The sequence below is a fragment of the Photobacterium swingsii genome (genome assembly GCF_024346715.1).
Lineage (GTDB): Bacteria > Pseudomonadota > Gammaproteobacteria > Enterobacterales > Vibrionaceae > Photobacterium > Photobacterium swingsii.
The window spans coordinates 3,634,563-3,657,105 of the sequence record NZ_AP024852.1 but is presented as its reverse complement, the minus strand read 5'-3'; the positions used below and the strand labels follow the sequence as shown (position 1 = coordinate 3,657,105).

Sequence of the window (22,543 nt, the reverse complement as noted above, 5' to 3'; positions counted from 1 at the left end):
CATGTTTCGACTTATCACCCCAAAAACTGATGAAGAATTAGCGCGTTACTACGACTTTCGTTGGCGGATGCTACGTGAGCCATGGCACATGCCTGCAGGATCGGAGCGGGATGCTTACGATGAGCTGTGTTGTCATCGCATGATTGTGGATGATAAAGGTGAAGCTATTGCGATTGGCCGTTTGTATATGACGCCTGATAACGATGGGCAAGTGCGCTTCATGGCGGTTCATCCTGATTATCGCCATAAAGGGATGGGGGCATTAGTGCTAATGGCTCTAGAGTCACTAGCGCGCCAAGAAGGGGCCAAGCGCTTGGTGTGTAACGCCCGCGAAGACGCGATCCCTTTTTATCTGAAAAATGGCTTTGATAGTCAGGGAGAACTGAGTGATGAGCGAGGCCCTGTTCGTCACCAGCAAATGCTGAAGCACCTTGATCCACTGACCGAAGTGGTACGCCACCCTGAATGGTGCCAAGCACTGCAAGAATTATGGCAATACCAGATCCCGATTAGCGATAAAATGGGGATCAAAATTAGCCAATATACAGGTTATCGTTTTGAGGTTAGCGCGCTCTTTAATGCGAATCTAAACCCTAATGAATCCATGTTTGCCGGCAGCATCTTTACCATGGCAACTCTAGCGGGTTGGGGCTTTATTTGGATGCTGCTCAAAGAGCGTCAGCTCAATGCTGATATTGTGCTGGTGGATAGCCATATTCGCTATAGTGCGGCAGTGAAAGAGCGACCGCGCGCCGTTGCCTCGGTGGAAGGCTTAAGTGGCGATCTCGATCGCTTAGCCAGTGGCCGCAAAGGGCGAGTAACGGTGGAAGTCACTGTTTTCAGCGGTGATCACCTTGCGTCTACCTTTACTGGCACTTATATGCTGTTTCCGTCACAAGATGATAGTGAGACTGACTCAGGCGGCTGTTGATACTGCCAAAGTCGCTCAAACTGATGACATGACTGCGCCACATTTAGGCGCAGTTTTTGTTTTTGTGGTTGCACCAAATCCCATTGCCCCTCCAGTATCGCTTGAATCTCCGCGTTTTTAATCTGAAATGGCTGCAGTACTATGCGCCCGCGATCACTGGTGATCGTGAGTGGTGAGATTGCAATAAGGGATGGTGCTGAAGAGGGTAAAGCATCGGCAGAGAAATTTGGTTGGGAGCGTGATTGTGCAGCTAGTCTTACTCTTTGTTTGGGCTGCGCCTGAGCTGAGAACTGAGACTGGTTTAGTCGCCAGTTAGCTAGTTGCTGGCTAAATGCCGCGGGTGTACTGATCAAGTGAGTATCACGGAAATCCGCTTGAATTGCCCCCTCTAAGCTGTAATTAAAGCTGGTGCGGTTATGGGCTAAGCCACTTAACGCAATACTCGAGTCAACTTTTCCCTCAAGCGGCAAAGGCAATCCAAGCCATTGCTGGAGGATTGATAATGGTGCACTGTCTGTTGTGACTTTAACTTGCCAAGGTTGAGCGGATTGCGAGAGTGCCCATTGCCCTGTCGCTTCGAGCAAGCCGTTTTTGAATGGAAGGGTCAGTTGATCCAATTGCCAGTTACCCGCTTGGCTATGAGTGCTGATATAGGGTTCCACCAGTTCGACAGTGTGAATGCTGGCAAAGCCTGCGTTAGCGGTGATCTTTCCTTGCCATAACCCATAACGCTTGCCTTGCTTGATGCGTAGCGTATTGCCGTCGATATTGACTCCACTAAGCTGGAAAGGCTGTTTGGGATTGGTATCGGTCAGCTGAAGGTAGCCAACGTCTAATGTTTGGATGTCAATGGCCTCATAGGGTGCGAATAACGTGGCTATTTGGGTTGACCATTGCGGCGGTAAAAAAGCCTTAATGTTATTTAGCGTTAATTGGTTAAGGTGAATCGCCTTAGGTGTCACCTGACCCTTAGTGCGGAGGTAACCTTGCCACACTTTGCTAGAAAGCCCTTCAATGAAAATCGTGTCAGGGGTAAAACGCAGATCCAACAGTGGGCCGTCAAACAATGTTTCATGCCATAAAACACTGTCGGCGCTGAGTGATAATTGGCTGTCGTTTTGTTGCCAGTATGAATCCCCTTGTTGCCAATTGAGCAGCGATAAATTGAGTTGGTTAAGGGATAAATCGGCGAGTTCGATTTGACTATCTACCACATCCAGTCGGCCGATAGTCAGCGTGGTCGCCGCTTGGTGAGAGTCATCGTTATGATCGCTAGCTTGGTTGAGGGTGGTAGCAATTAAATCATGAGCTTGTTGTGCTAATTGATGAGTGGTTAATGTCGATTCAAACTGAAGATTGGCCACTGTAATTTGATCCAGTATCCATTGACGACTGTCAGGAAGAAAGTGTGCTTGGCCATTGATGCTGGTGCCTAACCAGTCAAACGAATAACCGTAAATACGCCATGCTTCTTCTGCTTGATGCCCGCCTGTTTTTTCCCCATCCACTAAAAGATCAGTAAAGGTGTGTTGTTGCCAATTGATTTGTGGGGCAGCAATGCGAAAATCCCCTGAAAAGTTGCCCCAGAAGGTAGCACTGGGTTGCCAGTTATCGAGCTGAACTTGCCCATTGTGTAGCGTGAATCTTGGGGTAGTAAGATTCATCTGCTTTAAAGCCAGCCGGTGGGTGAAAATTGCTGGGAACTGACTTTGATACTGTGCTTGGCTCGGTTCGTGATTTGGTTGTTCAGCTTGCGTAATGTCGACATCAGTGATCAGGATGCTATCAAAGTACCAGAGCGGTACCGCTGGCTGAGTCTGATTACTGGGTGTAGGGTTACTTGATGACGTGAGCCCAAACCAAGCAAGCAATGTCTCACGAGGTGCTAACCACAGCTGCACTTGCTGTGCTTGATGGACTTGTTGATTTGGCTCGATCACTGTGGGTTGTTCAATCGTGAGGTGCCAAGGGTCGGTGATGGTATAAGAGATCGCTTCGGCATCGAATTGGTAGTTGCTCAGAGCTTGGGTGAGCTGCCCGATCACTGGCGCAGCATGACGGGTGTGTAATAAGGCTAAACCGATCGTGAGAACCAATAGCACCATGATGGTTAAGGTTGCGATCAGTTTTCCGAATAGTCGCATAGCGCTCTCACTACTTCAGTATATTGTGAAGTATTCAGAGTGGCGTAAAAGCCGAGTCTAGGCAAGTCGTGGAATAAAAAAGCATGAAGCTAACTATGTTAGTTATGAGGGGGGATCGTGGTGACAGTGATATGTAAAAAAGCCCCTGCAAGAGGGGCTTAGGTGTTTAGTGTTCGGTAATTAGTGCATACCGTGATTAGTCGACTTGTGGGCCAGCAGCTACAAGTGATGCGCCTTCCGTCGTATCTGTGTACTTCTCGAAGTTATTGATAAAGCGTTGTGCCAGATCTTCAGCTTTGCTTTCCCACTGAAGTGGGTCAGTGTATGTATCACGAGGATCAAGAATCGCTGGATCAACACCTGGTAGCGAGGTTGGTACTTCTAGATTAAAGATTGGAATATCTTTTGTTTCTGCAGTATCAATCGAACCATCAAGGATGGCATCAATGATGCCACGGGTATCTTGGATCGAGATACGTTTGCCAGTACCGTTCCACCCTGTGTTTACTAGGTAAGCTTCTGCCCCAGCGGCTTCCATACGTTTTACTAATACTTCTGCGTATTGCGTCGGGTGCAGGGTTAGGAACGCATTACCGAAACACGCAGAGAAGGTTGGCGTTGGCTCTGTAATGCCACGCTCAGTACCTGCTAGTTTAGCGGTAAAGCCAGATAGGAAGTGGTACTTAGTTTGCTCTGGTGTCAATTTAGAGACGGGTGGTAGTACCCCGAATGCATCTGCCGATAAGAAAATCACTTTGTTAGCATGGCCACCTTTCGATACTGGCTTAACAATGTTTTCAATGTGGTAGATAGGGTAAGACACACGGGTGTTTTCTGTTTTCGAGTTATCGTCGAAATCAATTGCGCCGTCAGCACGTACCGTCACGTTTTCTAGCAATGCATCACGACGGATAGCGTTGTAGATATCAGGCTCTGCTTCTTTGGATAGGTTGATGGTCTTGGCGTAACAGCCACCTTCAAAGTTGAAGACGCCGTTGTCATCCCAACCATGTTCGTCATCACCGATTAGCGCACGCTTAGGATCGGTCGATAGGGTCGTTTTACCCGTACCGGATAGACCAAAGAATACTGCAACGTCGCCGTTTTCACCCATGTTGGCAGAACAGTGCATTGATGCGATGTCTTGCAGCGGAAGGAAGTAGTTCATCATGGCGAACATACCTTTCTTCATTTCACCGCCGTACCAAGTACCACCGATGAGCTGCATTTTTTCTGTGAGGTTAAAGACCGTGAAGTTTTCAGAGTTCAGACCGTGCTCTTCCCACTTCTCGTTGGTGCACTTCGCGCCATTCATGACGACAAAGTCTGGCTCAAAGCTTTCTAATTCTTCTTCTGTAGGGCGGATAAACATGTTTTTCACGAAGTGTGCTTGCCATGCCACTTCAGTGATGACACGAATACATAGGCGAGTATCAGGGTTGGCACCACAGTAACCGTCGATAACAAACAGACGTTTGCCAGAAAGTTGACCTGTTACTAGGGTTTTTAGATCGTTCCAGACATTTTGGTCAATAGCTTTGTTGTCGTTCTTGCCTTGGTCGGCCCACCATAGGGTATCGCGGGTCGTATCATCTTTAACGATGAACTTATCTTTTGGCGAACGGCCTGTGAAAATACCTGTATCGACTGATACTGCACCAAGCTCTGTGACGATACCTTTTTCGTATCCTTCTAGGCCTGGTTTAGTCTCTTCTTCGAATAAAACTTCGTAAGAAGGGTTACGCACTACTTCTGTAACATTTTTGATACCGTATTTCGACAGTTCCATGTTTTTTGCAACCTTTTTTTCGACGTTAAGGACAGTCATAGGTGCTCCTTGGGTAAGATGTAGTTTAACTGTTGACCATGCTAACAACCCTAAAGGGGTAATTCAGGGAGGTTTATCAAAAATTAACCATTAACTTGTTACGGTTAAGTAATTTTATTTAACGTTATTGGGTTGGTTAGTTTACAGGGGTGTTACCCATTTGCGCTAGGTCTCGAAATTAATATTTCTCTTGAAAAAAGCGATATTTAGGCGTGAAAAATGAATGTAAGGCGGGGAGAAAAGTGTGCTTCAGTTAAAAAAATAGCCGAATAAAATTCGGCTATTATGATCTTTTCTGTCAGTTAATACGGGACAAAAATTAATCAGTGTACTTGGTTGTCACCAGCAGACGCATTCTCATGCAATGCTGCAACGTCAACACTATCAAAGTCATAAGTCGTACCACAGTAATCACAGTGTAGAGAAACCTTGCCTTCTTCTGCTAAGATTTTTTCTACTTCTGCACGTTCTACTGAACAAATAGCCGAAGCGCTGCGTTCACGTGAACAACCACAATGGAATTCAACAGGCTGCGGTTCAAACAACTTCACTTCTTCTTGGTGGTAAAGACGGTATAGAACGTCTTCGGCTTTTAAGCCAAACAGCTCTTCGTTCTTCACAGTGCTCGTTAGCTGAGACAGGTGATCGAAGTCATCGGCACTGCCTTGGCCATCAGGCATGATTTGTAGCAACATGCCAGCAGCCATTGCTTTTTCTTCGTGTTCGCCAACGCGCAGGATGATTTGCGTCTTAAGTTGTTCTGAATTTGCAAAGTAACCTTCAAGGCATTCAGCCAGTGTTGTACCTTCAAGACCAACTACACCTTGGTAGCGCTCACCTTTTGTTGGTGTGATGGTAATGACCATATGGCCTTTACCGATCAAGTCGTGAATGTTACCTGTTGCTGGTACATCACCATCCCAACGTGCGACACCGCGCATTTTCTGATCATGGTCGCCGTTGATTACAGCCAACTTGATTGGACCGTCACCTTGAAGCTGAACTGTGATTGAACCTTCGAACTTTAATGTTGCCGTAAGAAGGCTAGTTGCAACGAGGAGTTCACCAAGCAGGTTCTGTACTGGTGCTGGATATTCCTTGCTGGAAATGATTTGTTGATAGGTGTCGGCAAGCTGTACCAATTCACCACGTACAGAAACACCTTCAAATAGGTAACGATACAGACTGTCGTTTGTCATATTCATGTCTTCTCCAGCAGGTAATTTAGTTACTGCTCTTAAATTTAATTATATCGCGTCGTTGTTTCTTATCAGGACGCTTCTCTGGACTTGGATTATCGAATGCGTTGAGTTTACGTAATTTTGTATGCTCTTCGCGTTGTTTAATGCTGTCCTCAGTTTCCTGATACAAAGTTTGTGCTTCGGGAGCGCCGCGACGAGCACTCGACAATTTAACGACAATAATGGTTTTTTCTTCATTGCCTTGTCGTACTCGTATTTCTGCACCGAGTTCAACCAGCTTACTCGGCTTTGAACGTTGGCCGTTGTAATGCACCTTACCACCATCAACCATATTACGGGCGATTGAGCGTGTTTTATAAAAACGGGCCGCCCAAAGCCATTTATCTAGGCGAACTTGGGTATCTTCTGATGCGTTTGAACGGTGGCTCACACGTGCTCCTTAGCAAATTTGGGCGCTAAAAATAGCATATTACTGCAATAGCGTCAGCTGCGGGTTAAGACAAGTAAATGGTGATATATGATCGAGTTTTCAACGCTAAAATGGGAATTAATTCATCTAAATGGCTAGTCTATTGATAGCTAGTGTGTTTTTTTCGTGATCTGCTCTGTATATTACGGGGATCATGTAAAGAATTGCTGTGTGCAACCTTATCTCAGAGTATTCTGTATCGTCCGTCACACATATAACGTAGCTCTATAAAACAACTCAACACGGATTTTATATGGTTGTATCGAAATGGTTGGACATGTTGCCCAACAAAAAACCAATATCGACGAAAACATTAACCCGCGGCTTTACTTGGCTTTTAGTGGTGATGTTAGCGTGGATCCTTGGACGTTTAATTTGGGCGGCAGTGCAACCGACCACGGCAGTGGCAAGGTGGCAACCTCAAGCGCAAATGGCAGCCTCCGGTCAGCAAGCTGGCTTTAAAGTGTCTGACATTCTTGCGATGAACTTGTTTGGCAACTACCAACAAGATGCGCCTGTGGTTAAGCAAGAACCAGTTAAACAAGACGCGCCTCAAACCCGCCTGAATTTGCGGTTAGTTGGTGTCGTGGCGAGTTCGCAGAATAAAACGAGCCTGGCGGTGATTGCACATCAAGGTAAGCAAAATACTTATGGCTTGAGTGAAGCCATTGATGGTACACGTGCGACCCTGCAAGCGGTCTACGCTGATCGGGTGATTATCCGTAATAGCGGCCGTGATGAAACCTTGATGCTCGATGGTGTTGAGTTTGGTAAAGTGAAAGCGAATACTGCGCCAGTCCCACGTGCTAAACCTCAAGCAACGACTCGCCAAGGGAATGTCTCTGGTGAGCAATTAAGTAAAATAAAGCAAGAAATCCTCGATAAACCCCAAAACCTCTTTAGTTACATTCGCCTTTCCCAAGTTAAAAAAGATGGTGACCTGATTGGCTACCGCGTTAACCCAGGTAAAGAGCGGGTGTTATTCGACGCCGTTGGTCTAAAGGCGAATGATCTTGCCGTTAGTCTGAATGGCAATGACTTAACCGATCCAACCGTAATGGCGAAGCTCTGGACTGAGCTTTCTCAAGCGACCAGCTTTACGTTAACAGTAGAGCGTGAAGGTCAGTTACACGATATTTATATTGAGTTGCAGTAGCAACCAAAGCAAGCATGCGTAATACGCAGGAGAGATTAGTGAAAAGATGGATGAATAAGCGCGCTTGGCTGCTACTGGGTAGTTTGCTATGTGGCACCGTATCAGCCAGTGAATTCAGCGCCAGTTTTAAAGGCACCGATATTCAAGAGTTCATCAACATTGTTGGTAGAAACCTAGAAAAAACTATCATTGTTGATCCTGCGGTACGTGGTCAAGTGAACGTGCGTAGTTACGATTTACTCAATGATGAGCAGTATTACCAGTTCTTCCTCAATGTATTGGAAGTGTACGGTTTTGCTGTGGTTGAGATGGAAAACGGCGTACTTAAAGTTATTCGTGATAAAGATGCCAAGATCTCTGCTATCCCGGTTGTTGACGGCAAAGATGGTGTAACAGGCGATGCCGTTGTGACGCGTGTGATTGCAGTGCGTAATGTCTCGGTACGTGAATTGTCGCCGCTATTGCGCCAGCTGAATGATAATGCGGGCGCAGGTAACGTTGTGCACTATGACCCAGCCAACATCATCATGATCACGGGCCGTGCTGCGGTCGTGAATCGCTTAGCGGAGATCATTGAGCGCGTAGACCGTGCAGGTGATAAAGAAATTGATGTCGTTGAGCTAAATAATGCCTCGGCAGCGGAAATGGTACGTATTGTTGAAGCGTTGAACAAAACTGCCGATGCCAAAGCAACCCCGGGTTTCTTACAGCCAAAGCTCGTGGCTGACGACCGTACCAATGCGGTGCTTTTATCTGGTGACCCGAAAGTGCGTGCGCGCCTAAAGCGTTTGATCCGCCAGCTTGATAAAGAAATGGCCTCCTCGGGCAATAATCGCGTGGTGTATTTGAAATACGCCAATGCTGAAGACTTGGTTGATGTACTCAAAGGTGTCTCTGACAACATTCAATCAGAGAAAAAAGGCAACAGCTCGAAAGGTAGTGCTTCATCTAGCAAAGATACCGTGATGATTTCTGCGCACGAAGATACCAATGCACTTGTGCTGACTGCGCCGCCAGATGTGATGCGTGCGCTAGAAAATGTGATCGCTCAGCTGGATATTCGTCGTGCTCAGGTACTGATTGAAGCCATGATCGTCGAAATCTCGGAAGGTGACGGTGTTAACTTTGGGGTGCAATGGGGCTCGCTGCAAGGCGGTGTGGTGCAGTTTGCTAACTCAGGTGTACCGATTTCACAGTATGCGATTGGTTTGAAAGAAGCAGAAGATGTGAAGGGAACAACGGTTACTGACTCTAATGGTAATATTACGGTTAACCCTGATAAAAAAGGTGATTACAGTACTTTGGGTAAAGCCCTTGGTGGTGTGAACGGTGCCATGATGGGGATCGTGATGGGGGACTGGACCATGCTGGTGAATGCGGTATCAACCGACAGCAATTCCAACATTCTATCTAGCCCAAGCATAACCGTCATGGATAACGGCGAAGCGTCATTCATCGTCGGTGAAGAAGTCCCTGTTGTGACAGGTTCAGCGTCAAGTTCGAATAATGACAACCCATTCCAAACGATTGAACGTAAGGAAGTGGGTATCAAGCTAAATGTGACTCCGCAAATCAACGAAGGCGATTCTGTTCAGCTTAAAATTGAACAAGAAGTCTCGAGTGTACTTGGGGCGAATGGCGCGGTGGATGTCCGTTTTGCGAAACGTCAGCTTAATACCTCGGTGTTAGTCCAAGATGGTCAGATGCTGGCATTAGGTGGCTTGATTAACGAAGACACCAAAGAGAGTGAGTCAAAAATTCCAATTTTGGGTGATATCCCTGTTTTAGGGCATCTCTTTAAATCGACCAATACCACTACCAGTAAAACCAATTTAATGGTGTTTATTAAACCAACCATTATTCGTGATGGGGTGACGGCCGATGGTATTACTCAACGCAAGTACAACTATATTCGTGCCGAGCAGCTTTATAAGGCGGATAAAGGTCTGAAGTTAATGCCAAATACGCAGATCCCAGTGCTACCTAAATACGGTGAAGATATTGCACTGCCTGCTGAAGTGCGTGCATTTGTGGCGCAGTTGGAGAATCAGTAATGAGCACCTTCGCTGCTGATACGCAGCCGTTTTTCCGTTTACCTTTCTCGTTTGCTAAGCGCCATCAGGTGGTACTAGAAGCTAGCGAGCAAGGTTGGCAGTTGCTGTACTCAGGCACGTTGTCTGCCTCAGTATTGGCGGAAGTGCGCCGTGTTGCTGCGCGAGGTTTTACGCCTGTTGAACTTGATGTCAAAGCGTTTGAGCTTAAGCTCACAGAGGCTTATCAGCGCGATTCTTCCGAAGCACGTCAGCTAATGGAAGATCTGGGGTCTGACAGTGATGATTTCTTCTCACTGGCAGAAGATCTGCCAGAAACTGAAGATTTGCTCGAATCAGAAGATGACGCGCCGATCATTAAATTGATCAACGCCATGTTAGCGGAAGCGATCAAAGAAGCTGCTTCTGATATCCATATCGAAACCTTTGAGAAAGTCTTGTCGATCCGTTTTCGTATCGATGGGGTTCTGCGTGAAGTCTTGCAGCCGAGCCGTAAACTGGCACCGCTGCTGGTCTCGCGGATCAAGGTCATGGCGAAACTTGATATTGCGGAAAAACGCGTGCCACAGGATGGGCGTATTTCACTGCGTATCGGTGGACGTGCCGTTGATGTGCGTGTATCGACCATGCCATCGTCTCACGGTGAGCGTGTGGTCTTACGTTTGTTAGATAAGAATGCCACCCGTCTTGATTTGCATAGCCTAGGTATGACCGCGGCTAACCATGCTAATTTCCGTAAAATCATCGATCGTCCACATGGCATTATCTTGGTAACAGGCCCGACAGGTTCGGGTAAATCCACCACCTTGTATGCTGGCTTACAAGAGCTGAATAGCCAAGAGCGTAATATTTTAACGGTTGAAGATCCGATTGAGTTTGATATCGATGGAATAGGGCAAACCCAAGTCAACGCTAAAGTTGATATGACGTTTGCCCGAGGGCTGCGTGCTATCTTGCGTCAGGATCCTGATGTGGTCATGGTGGGTGAGATCCGTGATTTAGAAACCGCGGCCATTGCTGTGCAGGCATCGTTAACGGGCCACATGGTAATGTCGACCCTTCACACCAACACCGCCGTTGGTGCTATCACTCGTTTACGTGATATGGGCATCGAGCCTTTCTTAGTGTCTTCCTCGCTCTTAGGTGTATTAGCACAGCGCTTAGTGCGTACGCTGTGTAAAGAGTGTCGTGATCCGTATGAAGCCAATCCTGAACAGAAAAAACTGTTTAATGTGCCTGAGCATGAATCACTAACGCTTTATCACCCTGTTGGTTGTGAGCACTGTAATAACAAAGGTTACCGTGGTCGAACCGGTATTCATGAGCTGTTAATGATCGATGATCGTGTTCAAGAGTTAATCCATGCTGAAGCGGGTGAACAAGCAATTGAACGCGCCGTGCGTGAGTACACACCAAGCATTCGTGATGATGGCTTATCGAAAGTACGCTCAGGTATTACTACGCTTGAAGAAGTGATGCGAGTGACCAAGGAAGGCTAATGGCGGCATTTGAATACAAAGCCCTTGATAGCAAGGGACGACAGAAAAAAGGCGTACTGGAAGGGGATAATGCCCGCCAAGTTCGCCAGCAGCTGCGTGAAAAAGGCTTAATGGCCACGGAAGTGGTACAGACCAATGAACGAGAAAAGAAGAAAGCGAGTAGCAGTTTTTCGTTTCGTCGCGGCATTAGTACTCATGACCTGTCACTGATCACGCGCCAGCTTGCCACGCTAGTACAAGCTGCAATGCCATTGGAAGAATGTTTAAAAGCGGTGGCTGAACAAAGCGAAAAGCCCCGTTTGAAGAATATGCTGTTAGCCGTTCGTTCACGGGTCGTCGAAGGTTATACCTTGTCAGACAGTATGGCGGAATACCCACATGTGTTTGATCAGTTATTCCGTGCCATGGTGGCGGCGGGCGAAAAATCCGGCCACCTTGATACCGTGTTGAACCGCTTGGCGGATTACACTGAAAACCGTCAGCAAATGCGCAGTAAACTGCAGCAAGCGATGATCTATCCAACCATGTTGACGCTGGTGGCTGTCTCTGTGGTCGCTTTCTTGTTAGCCACAGTTGTACCTAAAATTGTCGACCAGTTTGTACAAATGGGTCAGCAATTACCGGGTATTACGGAAGTCTTGTTGGTGGCGAGTGATTTTGTGCAGAACTGGGGCATTGTCGTGGTGATTGTCATTGCCGCTTTGGTTGCCGGAGTGAAAACTGCCCTGAAAAAGCCGGACTTTCGCTTGCGTTGGGATCGCTGGGTATTAACGATCCCTGTGATTGGGAAAGTTGCCCGTGGTCTTAATACATCTCGCTTTGCGCGTACCTTATCAATTTGTACCTCGAGTGCTATTCCTCTTTTGGATGGCATGAAGGTTGCGTCTGACGTGATGACCAATACTTGGGTGAATCAGCAAATTATTGAAGCATCCGATAAAGTGCGTGAAGGCTCGAGCTTACGAATCGCGCTAGAGCAAACCAAATTGTTCCCACCTATGATGCTGCACATGATTGCCAGCGGTGAACGCAGTGGTGAGCTTGAACAAATGCTAACACGGTCAGCTGATAACCAAGACCGTGATTTTGAATCCCTCGTCAATATGGCGTTAGGCGTTTTTGAACCCTTATTAATCGTAGCAATGGCGGGCATAGTGATGTTCATTGTTATTGCTACCTTAATGCCGATCATTGAACTCAATAACATGGTCGGAATGTAATTCTTTTGGAGGTTAAGTTAATGCAACGCAAACAACGCGGTTTTACGCTGCTCGAAGTTATGGTCGTGATTGTGATCCTAGGGGTACTAGCAAGTCTAGTTGTACCTAACTTACTAGGTAACAAAGAAAAAGCCGACCAACAGAAAGTGGTTACAGATATTAGTGCTTTAGAGCAGGCATTGGACATGTATAAGTTGGATAACAGCGTATACCCAACGACAGACCAAGGTCTGGACGCGTTAGTGTCTAAACCGTCGTCAAGCCCAGAGCCGCGTAACTACCGCAACGGCGGTTACATTAAGCGTCTGCCAAACGACCCTTGGGGTAATGAGTACAACTACGTGATGCCTGGTGAGCATGGTGCAGTTGATATCTTTAGCCTAGGTGCAGATGGTCAGGAAGGCGGTGAAGACGTGAATACTGACATTGGTAACTGGAACATGCTGGACTTCTAAGTCGAGCAGTCTTGGTAAAAGAAGAATGATGAAACGTGCTGCAGGCTTTACGCTGATTGAAATCATGTTGGTACTGGTACTCTTGGCGACCAGTGCGGTGGCTGTAATAGCAACACTACCTGAGCGTCATGATGATAAGGCCAAAGAAGAAGCGGCGCGTTTCTATCAATTAGTGCAGCTACTTGGTGAAGATGCACTACTTAACGGTATGGATTTCGGTATTCGCATCGAGCGACACCGTTATCAGTTTCTTGAGTTAACGGGTCAAGAGTGGCAACCCATCAAAGAATCACGCTATTTCAGCGAGGTTGAGGTGGGCGATGATGTCACGCTGGAAGTTGAGTTGGGTGGTTATGCATGGCAAGACAAAGATCGCTTGTTTAAGCCTGGCACCTTGTTTGATGAAGACTTGTTTGCTGAACAAACTGATAAGAAGAAAGTGAAACCGCCCCAATTGATTGTCATGGCGAGTGGTGAATACACCCCATTTAGCTTGGCGTTCGAAATTGACGGTGAGAATGAGTTTTGGCAAGTTCGCGCTGATGAACTCGGTGAATTGTACTTATTGGCACCGGGTGAAGAAATGCCAGAAAGGAAGTCACGCCGATGAAAACTCAACGTGGGATGACTTTATTAGAAGTGTTGGTTGCACTCGCGGTGTTCGCGACCGCGGCCTTGAGTGTCATGAAAGCAGTGAGCCAACACATTAACACCATGGGCTATTTAGAAGAGAAAACCTTTGCTGCCATGGTGGCTGATAATGAATTAGCGCGTTTACAGTTGAATGGCAAAATCCCAACCTCTAGTAAGCGCGGTGAAAGTGAGTTAGCAGGTCGTAAATGGTATTGGACAGCGTCGAGTACTAAAACAACAGATGGTTATCTACGCGCCGTCGAAATGGTTGTCGCGACAGATAAAGAGCGTAAGCAATCGGTCGTGACAGTGAGAACCTATGTTGCCAACTAAACAAGTCCCTAGCCATGCACGCCAATTGCAGCAAGGTTTTACGTTGCTTGAGGTGCTGGTGGCCATCGCCGTTTTCGCGATGCTGAGTTTATCAGCGTATCAAGTGTTGAATGGTGTTCAGCGCAGTGATGAACAGTCACGCGATCACAATGCACGACTCAAAGCAATTCAGCGAATGAGCGTGATGATGGATAACGACTTTCGCCAAATTGTTGCCCGTAAAACGCGTAGCCAAGGTGAAAAGCCTAATGATAAATATTTACTCGCCGGTGAGTATGTCTTGGATTCATCCAGCGAAGGGATCATGTTTACGCGCTTAGGTTGGCAAAACCCACAGCAAATGTTTCCACGTGGAGAGGTGGTGCGTGTTGGCTATCGCATTATCGACGATAAGTTAGAGCGAGTATGGTTTCGTTATCCAGACAATGTGGCGGGTGCTGAGCCGCTGGTACGAGAGGTATTAGCGGATGTGACTAAACTGTCGTTTCGTTTTTTCAGTGATAAAAAATGGACCGATAAATGGGAGCAAGCAGGTAGTTTGCCTCAAGGGATCGAAGTGCGGTTAACGCTGAAAGATATCGGTGAGATTGAGCGGGTCTATTTAGTACCTGAGTCGGGCTTAGCGAAAAGTAACAACGAGGATGATAACGCATGATCCCTCGCGTGAAGTTAGCGAAGAAACCGGCCAAGAAACAACAAGGCGTCGCCTTAATTGTTGTTTTGATGCTGCTGGCGATGATGACCTTACTGGCTGTGCAAATGACAGATCGCCTTCAGCACAATTTCTATCGGGTTGAGAGTCAAATCCAACACCAACAAGCTTACTGGTACAGCATGGGCTTGGAAGCGTTAGCAAAAGTCGCGATAAAAGAAGGTATTGATGACAGTGATACGGTGAATTTGAGTCAGGCTTGGGCGACCAAAGGTCAACGCTATCCCTTAGAGGGGGGCGATGCTGTGGGGGATATTCTCGATCGCCAAGCGTGTTTTAATTTAAATGCATTATCTGCTGTAGCGCCAGAGCCTGACCGCAGTACCAAGCCGTATTTGATCAAGGTATTGCAAGCGTTGCTTGAAGAATCGGGCATTGAAAGTTACGAAGCTGAAGTGATGACGGAGTCTGCGTGGGAGTTCGTAGACCCAGACGATACGGTGCAATCAGCTTTTGGTGCTGAAGACAGTACTTACGAAGGCTTTAAGCCAGCCTATTTACCTGCCAATCACTTAATGGCTGATATGAGTGAATTACGTGCGGTGAATGGGGTCACGGCGACAGCGTTTAATCAGGTGAAGCGTGCCGTCTGTGCCTTACCCGTTGATACGTTTAAGTTGAATGTGAATACAGTCAGTGAAAATAATGCCGCGTTACTTGCTGCATTATTTACCCCTGAATTGTCTGTGTCTGATGCTAAAACGTTACTGACTAATCGTCCTTATGACGGTTGGCAAAATGTAGATGAGTTTTTTGCTGAAAATGTGATAGCCCGTATTGATGGTGCTATCCAATCTAAAGCGAAAGAACATATAGATATTAAAAGCGATTACTTTCAGCTGGATGCTGAAATATTAGTGGATCGTGCCCGAGTTCGCGTCGTGGCCTTGCTGAAACGTGACGAACAAAAACAGGTGACGGTAGTCCGTCGCCGTTATGGAGGAATCAGTGAGCGAGTTGCTGACAATCAGGCTAAGTAGCCGCCCTGACCAACCAGTGCCTTGGTTGGTGTGGTCGTCACAGCAGAATGAAGTGATTGCTTCAGGTCAGCTAAGTGATATGACCCAATTAAATGAATTAGCTGATTACGCTGCGCAGCGACAAGTGCTGGCGTTGGCGCCTGCACAAGATATTTTGCTCACTCAAGTTGCTATCCCAACGGGCAGTGGCCGCCAGTTAGCGGCAGTATTGCCTTTCTTACTGGAAGAAGAGTTAGCGCAAGACATTGATGCTTTGCACGTACATTTACTTAAGCGTGAGGGTGATATTGCTCATGTTGCGGTTGTGGAGCATCAACGTATTCAAGCATGGTTAAGTGCGCTTGACGATGCGGGCATGGAAGTGAAGAAACTGCTACCTGATGCCTTGTGTTTACCTCTATTTGAACATGGCTATACCGCGGCACAATTGGATGAGCAATGGTTAGTTCGTCAATCAGAAACACAAGGTGTTGCAGCGGAGAGCAGTTGGCTTGGTAGTTGGCTGTTAGCGCAAAATGCTCCTATCGTTGCTACGCCAGAGACAGATGAATCTGATGACTTAGCCGAGAGCGATGCACCTGACAGCCATGATGCAGCGGATGAAGCACACCTTGCTGAAGCACATATTCCAAACGCGGCTGATATTGTGATTCATCACTATACGCCGAAGCCAGATGCGATTCCCTGTCAGTGGAAGGCGCAAACGCCTGAGTTGGTGATGGAGTTATTGGCAAAAGGGGCAGAGCAGAGCAAGCTTAATTTGCTATCGGGTCCTTACAAACCGCAGTCGGCTTGGCGTAAGTACATAAAGCCATGGCGAAAGGTCGCAATAGCGGCAGGGTTAGTGATCACGGCGATGATTGCAGAGCACGTGCTGTCGGTACAGAGCATGGAACAACAAGCTCAGGCATACCGTACTGAGAGTGAGCGCATCTTCCGTCAGGTATTACCGAATTTTCGTAATATTCCAACGCAAAGCTACTTGAAGCGCCAGATGGAGAGTGAATTGTCACGGCTCGGTGGTGGTGGTAATCAAGAGGGGTTATTGCCTTGGTTAGCTCAGCTAGAGCCTATTTTTAAGAAGGTACCCCAAGTTGCGTTCAGTAACTTAAAATACGATCAAAATCGGGGTGAATTACGCTTGCAAGCAACAGCCGCTGAATTCCAGCATTTTGAACAACTGCGTACCCTGTTAGCCGCTGAATTTACGGTGCAGCAAGGGCAGTTAAGTAAAGAAGGTAACCAAGTGAACGGTGCTGTAGTGCTGAGGAGAAAATCATGAAAGCATGGTGGAAAGCACTTAGCCTTCGCGAACAACGTTTGATGCTGGGTGCAGGTGGTGCATTGTTGATTGCCGTATTCTATTGGGGACTGTGGCAACCCTTAGCGACTCGCGCAGAGACAGCTCAGCAACGCATTAATAGTGAGCGTCAGCTTTTAGACTGGGTGGGTAAAAAAGCCAATCAAATTGTCAGTTTACGCGGCAACTCATCCAGTAGTGCAGGGATCAGTGATAAAGGTCTTAACCAGGTCGTCAATGAAACGACAACTCGCTTTCGGATTGAACTTATCCGCATGCAACCTCGCAGTGAAGCGGTTCAAGTATGGGTTAAACCAGTACCTTTTAATACGTTAGTGAATTGGTTGGCATTCTTGCGTGATGAGCATGGTATCGATGCGCAGTTTCTAGATATTTCGAAAGCCGATCAAAACGGTGTAGTCGAAGTGAACCGTTTACAGCTGGGTCGAGGTTAAGTGTGAAGTATAAGCTACTCCTTGGAACATCATTTGGTGCGGTACTGGTGGGGAGTGTCATTGCCCACGTGCCAGCAAGCTGGCTATGGTTACAAGCCCCTATGATCCATGGTCTGAATGTGTCAGGGATCCAGGGGACGCCTTGGGAAGGTCGAGCGACGCAAGTGCGCTGGCAGCAATATCAATTAGGCCAAGTGCAGTGGCGTTTCAACCCGAGTGCACTGCTTACAGGCAAAGTGGCCTTCACGGTACGCTTTGGTCAAGGCAGTGAAATGCGAGTTGATGGGCGAGGTGTTATTGGCTATGGCATGTCAGGTGCGTTTGCTAATAATTTTTTAGTCTCGATCCCGGCCACGGAAGTGATTAAGTATGCCCGTGTACCAGCGCCAATCAAAGTGGATGGCTTGCTAGAATTAACGGTGCGTGATTATCTTCATGCGCAGCCTTTTTGCTCAACCCTCGATGCTTCTTTAGCGTGGTCAACAGCCAATATTTCTTCTCCTCTTGGGGGGATCAACCCTGGTGCTGTGATTGCGGATTTAAGCTGTAATGATGGCAGTGTCTTGGCAACAACCAATCAATCGTCAGCGGATGTGTCGAGTGATTGGCAGGCATCATTGGCCCCGAATTACAGTTATAAGTTATCGGGTTGGTTTAAGCCGGGGGCTGAATTTCCATCACAATTAGGGCAACAACTGAAATGGTTGGGTGATCCTGATGGTAAAGGGCGGTATAACTTGAATTTTAACGGCCGTTTATAAGCATAACGAATAGGACAACAGCATGGCAGCTGATAATAAGAAACCCCAAATTCTTTCGACCGAGGTTGTTGCTCAATCTCGTTTATTTAAAATTGAGTCACTTGATTTACGTTTCTCAAATGGGGTCGAACGCACCTATGAACGCATGAAGCCGAGTGGGCGCCATGCTGTGCTCGTGGTTCCTGTGACGGCAGAAGGCGATCTTTTGTTAGTACGGGAATATGCCGCTGGTACTGATCGTTATGAGTTAGGTTTTCCTAAAGGGCTTATCGACCCGGGTGAGAACGCAGCTGATGCGGCAAATCGAGAGCTAAAAGAAGAAATTGGCTTTGGTGCTAGCCAGCTGACACCATTGAAAGAAGTGGTATTAGCACCATCGTATTTTTCTAGCAAAATGACCCTGTTTTTGGCTCAAGGTTTATACCCAGAGCAGCTAGCAGGGGATGAACCTGAACCATTGGAGTTAGTGCGTTGGCCTGTAAGCCAAGGTGAAGAGTTAATTAGCCATCTTGATTTTGCTGAAGCGCGTAGTATTACGGCACTGTTTTTAGCATTAAAGCAGCTGGCTAATTAACAAGGAGTTTGCGATGGAATTGTCGAACCTTATCCCATCAGTAATAGAAATAGCACGTGCATCAGGGCAAGTGATCCTTGATATTTATCAGCGCGGTCAGTTTGAGAAACAAATCAAGCAAGACAATACTCCCGTGACAAGTGCTGATTTGGCGGCGCATAAATTGATCATGGCGCAGCTGTCGGAACTAACACCTGACATCCCAGTACTGTCGGAAGAAGACGCAAGTATTCCGTTATCAGAACGCAGTCAATGGGATCGCTATTGGTTGGTGGATCCACTCGACGGTACGCAAGAGTTCATCGCTGGCAGTGGTGATTTTTCCACTATCATAGCGTTGGTGGAAAATAACCAGCCTAAGATGGGGGTGGTGTATGCGCCAGTATCAGGGGTGACTTATTATGCTTACCAAGGCAAAGGCGCATGGAAAATTACACCCGATGGCGAAACCTTTCGTATTGCTACTCACAAGCATGAGCTATCAACCCAGTCGATTGCTGTTGCGATTAGCCGTCGCCAGAATATTCAAGCGATCACCGACCGATTAGACCCAGCATTGAATTACGATTTAGTGCCATTAGGCTCAGCGGCATTGAAAGCCTGTTTAGTCGCCGAAGGGGCCGTCGATTGCTATTTGCGTTTAGGGCCTACCGGTGAATGGGATACTGCAGCAACCCAGTGTATTGTTGAAGAGGCGGGTGGACGCATTTTAAATACCCACCTAACGCCACTGTCTTATAACGAGCGTAATACGCTAGAGAACCCTAATTTTATTACACTAGGGGATGAGCACTTACCGTGGGACAAGATCCTGACACCCGACGATCGTATGATGAATGCGGAGTAGTGGTATTAGTTTAAAAGGTGAATTCATTACCTGAGCAAAACGGAGCCTATGGCTCCGTTTTTGTTTTCGCTTGTCTGATACCAACACCATTAATGAGTAAATCATTCCTGCAGGTTTATTACGGGATTGGTATTAATTATGGAACTAAAACAGACGATTGAGGCCATTTAGGGCCGCAACACGATAGGCTTCGGCCATGGTTGGATAGTTGAACGTGGTATTCACAAAATAATCGATGGTATTACCATCCCCTTTTTGCTCCATGATCGCTTGCCCGATATGAATGATCTCCGCTGCTCGCTCACCAAAACAGTGGATCCCTAAGATCTCTTTGGTTTCACGGTGGAAAAGAATCTTTAAGCTGCCCACTTCTGTCCCTGCTATTTGGGCACGCGCGAGGTGCTTAAATTGAGATCGTCCTACTTCATAAGGAACTTTTTCTGCCGTCAGTTGTTGCTCGGTTTTACCCACTGAACTGATTTCAGGGATGGTGTAGATCCCTGTTGGGATATGATCGATTAAACTGCCTTGGGCTTCTCCTTTACTGATCGCTTGCGCGACATAACGGCCTTGATCATAAGCGGCGCTGGCTAGGCTTGGATAGCCAATCACATCGCCGACGGCATAAACATGTTCGACATCGGTACGGTAGTTTTGATTAACTTTGAGTTGGCCGCGAGAATCGGGGGCTAACCCCACTTTATCAAGATTCAGTCTATCGGTATTCCCTGTACGCCCGTTGGCATAAAGTAGGCAATCAGCTCGCATCTTTTTGCCTGATTCAAGGTGTAAAATCACGCCATCTTCAGTGCCTTCAATCCGTTCATAAGTTTCGCCATTGCGGATCATCGCACCGCTATTCCAGAGATGATAAGAAAGTGAGTCAGAAATCTCGTTATCTAAAAATTCCAATAAGCGATCGCGAGTATTAATTAAATCTACTTTGACACCTAGTCCACGGAAAATGGAAGCATACTCACTGCCAATCACGCCTGCGCCATAAATAATGATATGACGAGGGTCGTGCTTGAGTTGCAGTATCGAGTCGCTGTCGTACACCCGTGAGTGGGTAAAATCGACATCAACGGGCTGATAAGGGCGGGAACCTGTCGCTATGACGAAAGTATCAGCGTGGTATAAATCGTGGCTGCCATCTTTATTGCGTACCTGCACGGTATGGGAGTCGATAAAGCTGGCTTCACCAAAAATAATGCTGCATTGATTGCGATCGTAAAACCCTTGGCGCATACGGGTTTGTTTATTCACGACATCTTGAGCATGGCCTAAGATCTGGCTGAATGTGCTGTGCAAGCTAGAGTTATTTTTGCAGTACAGTGGGTTTTGATTGAATTCGATGATCCGACTGACGGCGTGACGAAGTGCTTTTGAAGGTATAGTTCCCCAGTGAGTACAGCCGCCACCCACGCTATCTTCGCGCTCTATAATGGCGACATTGAGCCCTGCCTTGGTCAGCCCCATCGCAGCCCCTTCGCCACCAGGTCCGCTACCAATTACGATGGCATCAAAGTGCTGGGCGGTTTGTCGATTTTTCTTTGTCATTGGCTTGGCCTTTATTATCATCCATGCAACATTGCCGTAGCAGCAGTTTAACCTTGATTTTGCTGGTGGAAAATCAGTTGATGGCCATAGCTCGGTAGCGATCACGTTGTCAGCGCATTGCAAACTAACCTTGCAAGCCTCTCCGGCGAAAATATGCTAGTTTGTGAGCCAGTAGTAAAAAGTGACAATTGTCGCTTTGATTCAGTTTGAGTCAGGATTTACTATGGTCTGATTAATTTCATAAGAGCCTTATCGAAAGATCAGGATTCTCGCTGAACTGGTAGTGAAAACCGCGTATAGTTGCAGCAAAGAGTATTAGAGAACCAATAGATTCATGGGTATTAGGGCTCAACAAAAAGAAAAAACCCGTCGCTCGCTTATTGATGCTGCATTTAGTCAGCTTTGCGCTGATCGTAGTTTTTCCAGTTTAAGTTTACGTGAAGTTGCGCGCGAAGCGGGGATAGCTCCCACCTCTTTTTATCGTCACTTTAAAGACATGGACGAGCTTGGCCTTACCATGGTTGATGAAGGTGGCTTGATTCTGCGTCAGTTGATGCGTCAGGCCCGTCAGCGTATTGCTGAGGAAGGTAGTGTTATTCGCACTTCTGTTGAAACGTTCATGGAATTTATCGAAGGCAGCCCTAACGTATTTCGGTTGCTGCTGCGTGAACGTTCGGGAACATCGACGGCATTTCGCGCCGCCGTTGCCCGTGAAATTCAACATTTTGTAGCGGAACTTGCTGAGTATTTAGAGGCCAAAACAGGGGTGACGCACGAAGAAGCGTATACTCAAGCGGAGGCTTCCGTCACATTAGTATTCAGTTCTGGTGCAGAAGCACTGGATCTAGACAGTCATGCGCGTGCTGAGCATGCCGAACGGCTGATCATGCAATTACGAATGATTGCAAAGGGTGCCTATTGGTACCGCAAAGAGCGTGAGCGTCGTGAGCTCAGGCAGAAACTCTAACCTTATTTTGCTGGTGAAGAATATGAACAAGGAACAAGTAAAAGCTGAACGTAAAACATTGATTTTGTCTTTGTTAGCGGGTTTATGTGGCAATGCAACGTTGGCGGTATTTACGTCAAGTGCCGTTGCCTTCTCCGTTTTCCCTGTGATCGCTTTTGCCTTGGCAGTGTACTGCCTATACCAAGAATACTTAACCAAACCTATGTCTGAAGGCACGCCGGCTATTGCGTTTGCTTGTTTCCTAGTGGGTGCATTTGGTTATTCCTCTTTCCTACGCGCACAAATGCCAGAGATGGGTTCAAACTTCTTACCACTGATGATTTCACTTGGCTTGTTGTTCTGGGTTGCGGTGAAACTCGGTGTGATGGGCAAGAAAGACGAAGCGGCAGCTTAATCGTCTATCTACTCAAAAAGATAATAAAAAAGGCGCTGAGAGCGCCTTTTTTGTATCTATTATCCTGCTTTA

General features: G+C 47.0%; 22 protein-coding genes. 17 read left to right on the top strand and 5 right to left on the bottom strand.

Translation table 11 applies throughout. The features are described from left to right. Position 1: 1 nt before the first annotated feature. A complete protein-coding gene (locus OCU77_RS16630) occupies positions 2 to 931 on the top strand; it encodes a bifunctional GNAT family N-acetyltransferase/hotdog fold thioesterase (RefSeq protein ID WP_048900025.1) in 930 nt (309 codons plus the stop codon). Here OCU77_RS16630 and OCU77_RS16625 read toward each other — a convergent pair. The 4 genes from OCU77_RS16625 to hslR all read right to left on the bottom strand — a co-directional run bounded on the left by OCU77_RS16625 (position 877) and on the right by hslR (position 6,535). Further along, the gene (locus OCU77_RS16625) at positions 877 to 3,075 is read right to left on the bottom strand and encodes an AsmA family protein (protein WP_048900026.1); all 2,199 of its coding nucleotides are present in this window, start codon (positions 3,073 to 3,075) and stop codon (positions 877 to 879) included. The genes OCU77_RS16630 and OCU77_RS16625 overlap by 55 nt on opposite strands. Before the next feature lie 196 nt (positions 3,076 to 3,271). After that, positions 3,272 to 4,903, bottom strand: a complete 1,632-nt coding sequence (pckA, locus tag OCU77_RS16620) for a phosphoenolpyruvate carboxykinase (ATP) (RefSeq protein WP_048900027.1) — start codon at positions 4,901 to 4,903, stop codon at positions 3,272 to 3,274. Between the two features lie 323 nt (positions 4,904 to 5,226). Then, complete coding sequence (gene hslO / locus OCU77_RS16615) at positions 5,227 to 6,102, bottom strand: Hsp33 family molecular chaperone HslO (protein WP_107303108.1); 876 nt, start codon at positions 6,100 to 6,102, stop codon at positions 5,227 to 5,229. A 25-nt stretch (positions 6,103 to 6,127) separates the two neighbouring features. After that, the gene (hslR, locus tag OCU77_RS16610) at positions 6,128 to 6,535 is read right to left on the bottom strand and encodes a ribosome-associated heat shock protein Hsp15 (protein ID WP_048900028.1); all 408 of its coding nucleotides are present in this window, start codon (positions 6,533 to 6,535) and stop codon (positions 6,128 to 6,130) included. A gap of 292 nt (positions 6,536 to 6,827) precedes the next feature. Here hslR and gspC point away from each other — a divergent pair, with 292 nt between their 5' ends. The 14 genes from gspC to cysQ are packed head-to-tail and all read left to right on the top strand — an operon-like array spanning position 6,828 to position 19,550. Further along, positions 6,828 to 7,730 (top strand): type II secretion system protein GspC, encoded by a 903-nt coding sequence (gene gspC, locus OCU77_RS16605; RefSeq protein WP_048900029.1) that lies wholly within the window; start codon positions 6,828 to 6,830, stop codon positions 7,728 to 7,730. A gap of 38 nt (positions 7,731 to 7,768) precedes the next feature. Beyond that, the gene (gene gspD, locus OCU77_RS16600) at positions 7,769 to 9,784 is read left to right on the top strand and encodes a type II secretion system secretin GspD (protein WP_048900030.1); all 2,016 of its coding nucleotides are present in this window, start codon (positions 7,769 to 7,771) and stop codon (positions 9,782 to 9,784) included. Continuing rightward, a complete protein-coding gene (gspE, locus tag OCU77_RS16595) occupies positions 9,784 to 11,280 on the top strand; it encodes a type II secretion system ATPase GspE (protein ID WP_107303106.1) in 1,497 nt (498 codons plus the stop codon). The genes gspD and gspE overlap by 1 nt, the downstream gene beginning before the upstream one ends. Then, positions 11,280 to 12,500 carry a type II secretion system inner membrane protein GspF gene (gene gspF, locus OCU77_RS16590; protein ID WP_048900032.1) on the top strand — a complete coding sequence of 407 codons (1,221 nt, stop codon included), beginning with the start codon at positions 11,280 to 11,282 and terminating at the stop codon, positions 12,498 to 12,500. Before gspE ends, gspF begins: the two co-directional genes overlap by 1 nt. Positions 12,501 to 12,520: 20 nt before the next feature. Next, complete coding sequence (gene gspG / locus OCU77_RS16585; RefSeq protein WP_048900033.1) at positions 12,521 to 12,955, top strand: type II secretion system major pseudopilin GspG; 435 nt, start codon at positions 12,521 to 12,523, stop codon at positions 12,953 to 12,955. A 25-nt stretch (positions 12,956 to 12,980) separates the two neighbouring features. Further along, positions 12,981 to 13,565: a type II secretion system minor pseudopilin GspH gene (gene gspH / locus OCU77_RS16580; RefSeq protein ID WP_048900034.1), complete on the top strand. Its 585-nt coding sequence runs from the start codon at positions 12,981 to 12,983 to the stop codon at positions 13,563 to 13,565. Beyond that, complete coding sequence (gene gspI / locus OCU77_RS16575) at positions 13,562 to 13,921, top strand: type II secretion system minor pseudopilin GspI (RefSeq protein WP_048900035.1); 360 nt, start codon at positions 13,562 to 13,564, stop codon at positions 13,919 to 13,921. Before gspH ends, gspI begins: the two co-directional genes overlap by 4 nt. Further along, positions 13,908 to 14,576, top strand: a complete 669-nt coding sequence (gene gspJ / locus OCU77_RS16570; protein WP_048900036.1) for a type II secretion system minor pseudopilin GspJ — start codon at positions 13,908 to 13,910, stop codon at positions 14,574 to 14,576. Before gspI ends, gspJ begins: the two co-directional genes overlap by 14 nt. After that, positions 14,573 to 15,613 (top strand): type II secretion system minor pseudopilin GspK, encoded by a 1,041-nt coding sequence (gspK, locus tag OCU77_RS16565; protein ID WP_048900037.1) that lies wholly within the window; start codon positions 14,573 to 14,575, stop codon positions 15,611 to 15,613. Before gspJ ends, gspK begins: the two co-directional genes overlap by 4 nt. Then, the gene (gspL, locus tag OCU77_RS16560; protein WP_239686043.1) at positions 15,582 to 16,895 is read left to right on the top strand and encodes a type II secretion system protein GspL; all 1,314 of its coding nucleotides are present in this window, start codon (positions 15,582 to 15,584) and stop codon (positions 16,893 to 16,895) included. Before gspK ends, gspL begins: the two co-directional genes overlap by 32 nt. Continuing rightward, on the top strand, positions 16,892 to 17,368 hold the full coding sequence (locus OCU77_RS16555) for a type II secretion system protein M (protein WP_048900039.1): 477 nt from the start codon (positions 16,892 to 16,894) through the stop codon (positions 17,366 to 17,368). Before gspL ends, OCU77_RS16555 begins: the two co-directional genes overlap by 4 nt. A gap of 2 nt (positions 17,369 to 17,370) precedes the next feature. Continuing rightward, complete coding sequence (locus OCU77_RS16550) at positions 17,371 to 18,129, top strand: type II secretion system protein N (protein WP_048900040.1); 759 nt, start codon at positions 17,371 to 17,373, stop codon at positions 18,127 to 18,129. A gap of 22 nt (positions 18,130 to 18,151) precedes the next feature. Beyond that, the gene (nudE, locus tag OCU77_RS16545) at positions 18,152 to 18,703 is read left to right on the top strand and encodes an ADP compounds hydrolase NudE (protein ID WP_048900041.1); all 552 of its coding nucleotides are present in this window, start codon (positions 18,152 to 18,154) and stop codon (positions 18,701 to 18,703) included. 13 nt (positions 18,704 to 18,716) lie between these two features. After that, positions 18,717 to 19,550, top strand: a complete 834-nt coding sequence (cysQ, locus tag OCU77_RS16540; RefSeq protein ID WP_048900042.1) for a 3'(2'),5'-bisphosphate nucleotidase CysQ — start codon at positions 18,717 to 18,719, stop codon at positions 19,548 to 19,550. 144 nt (positions 19,551 to 19,694) lie between these two features. On the opposite strand, the gene sthA is transcribed toward cysQ, so the two are convergent. Continuing rightward, a complete protein-coding gene (gene sthA, locus OCU77_RS16535) occupies positions 19,695 to 21,110 on the bottom strand; it encodes a Si-specific NAD(P)(+) transhydrogenase (RefSeq protein WP_048900043.1) in 1,416 nt (471 codons plus the stop codon). 334 nt (positions 21,111 to 21,444) lie between these two features. On the opposite strand from sthA, the gene fabR reads away from it, so the two are divergent. Both fabR and OCU77_RS16525 read left to right on the top strand, forming a co-directional pair. Further along, complete coding sequence (gene fabR, locus OCU77_RS16530) at positions 21,445 to 22,077, top strand: HTH-type transcriptional repressor FabR (protein ID WP_048900044.1); 633 nt, start codon at positions 21,445 to 21,447, stop codon at positions 22,075 to 22,077. Positions 22,078 to 22,099: 22 nt separating this feature from the next. Continuing rightward, positions 22,100 to 22,471 (top strand): YijD family membrane protein, encoded by a 372-nt coding sequence (locus tag OCU77_RS16525; protein ID WP_048900045.1) that lies wholly within the window; start codon positions 22,100 to 22,102, stop codon positions 22,469 to 22,471. The last annotated feature ends 72 nt before the right edge of the window (positions 22,472 to 22,543 follow it).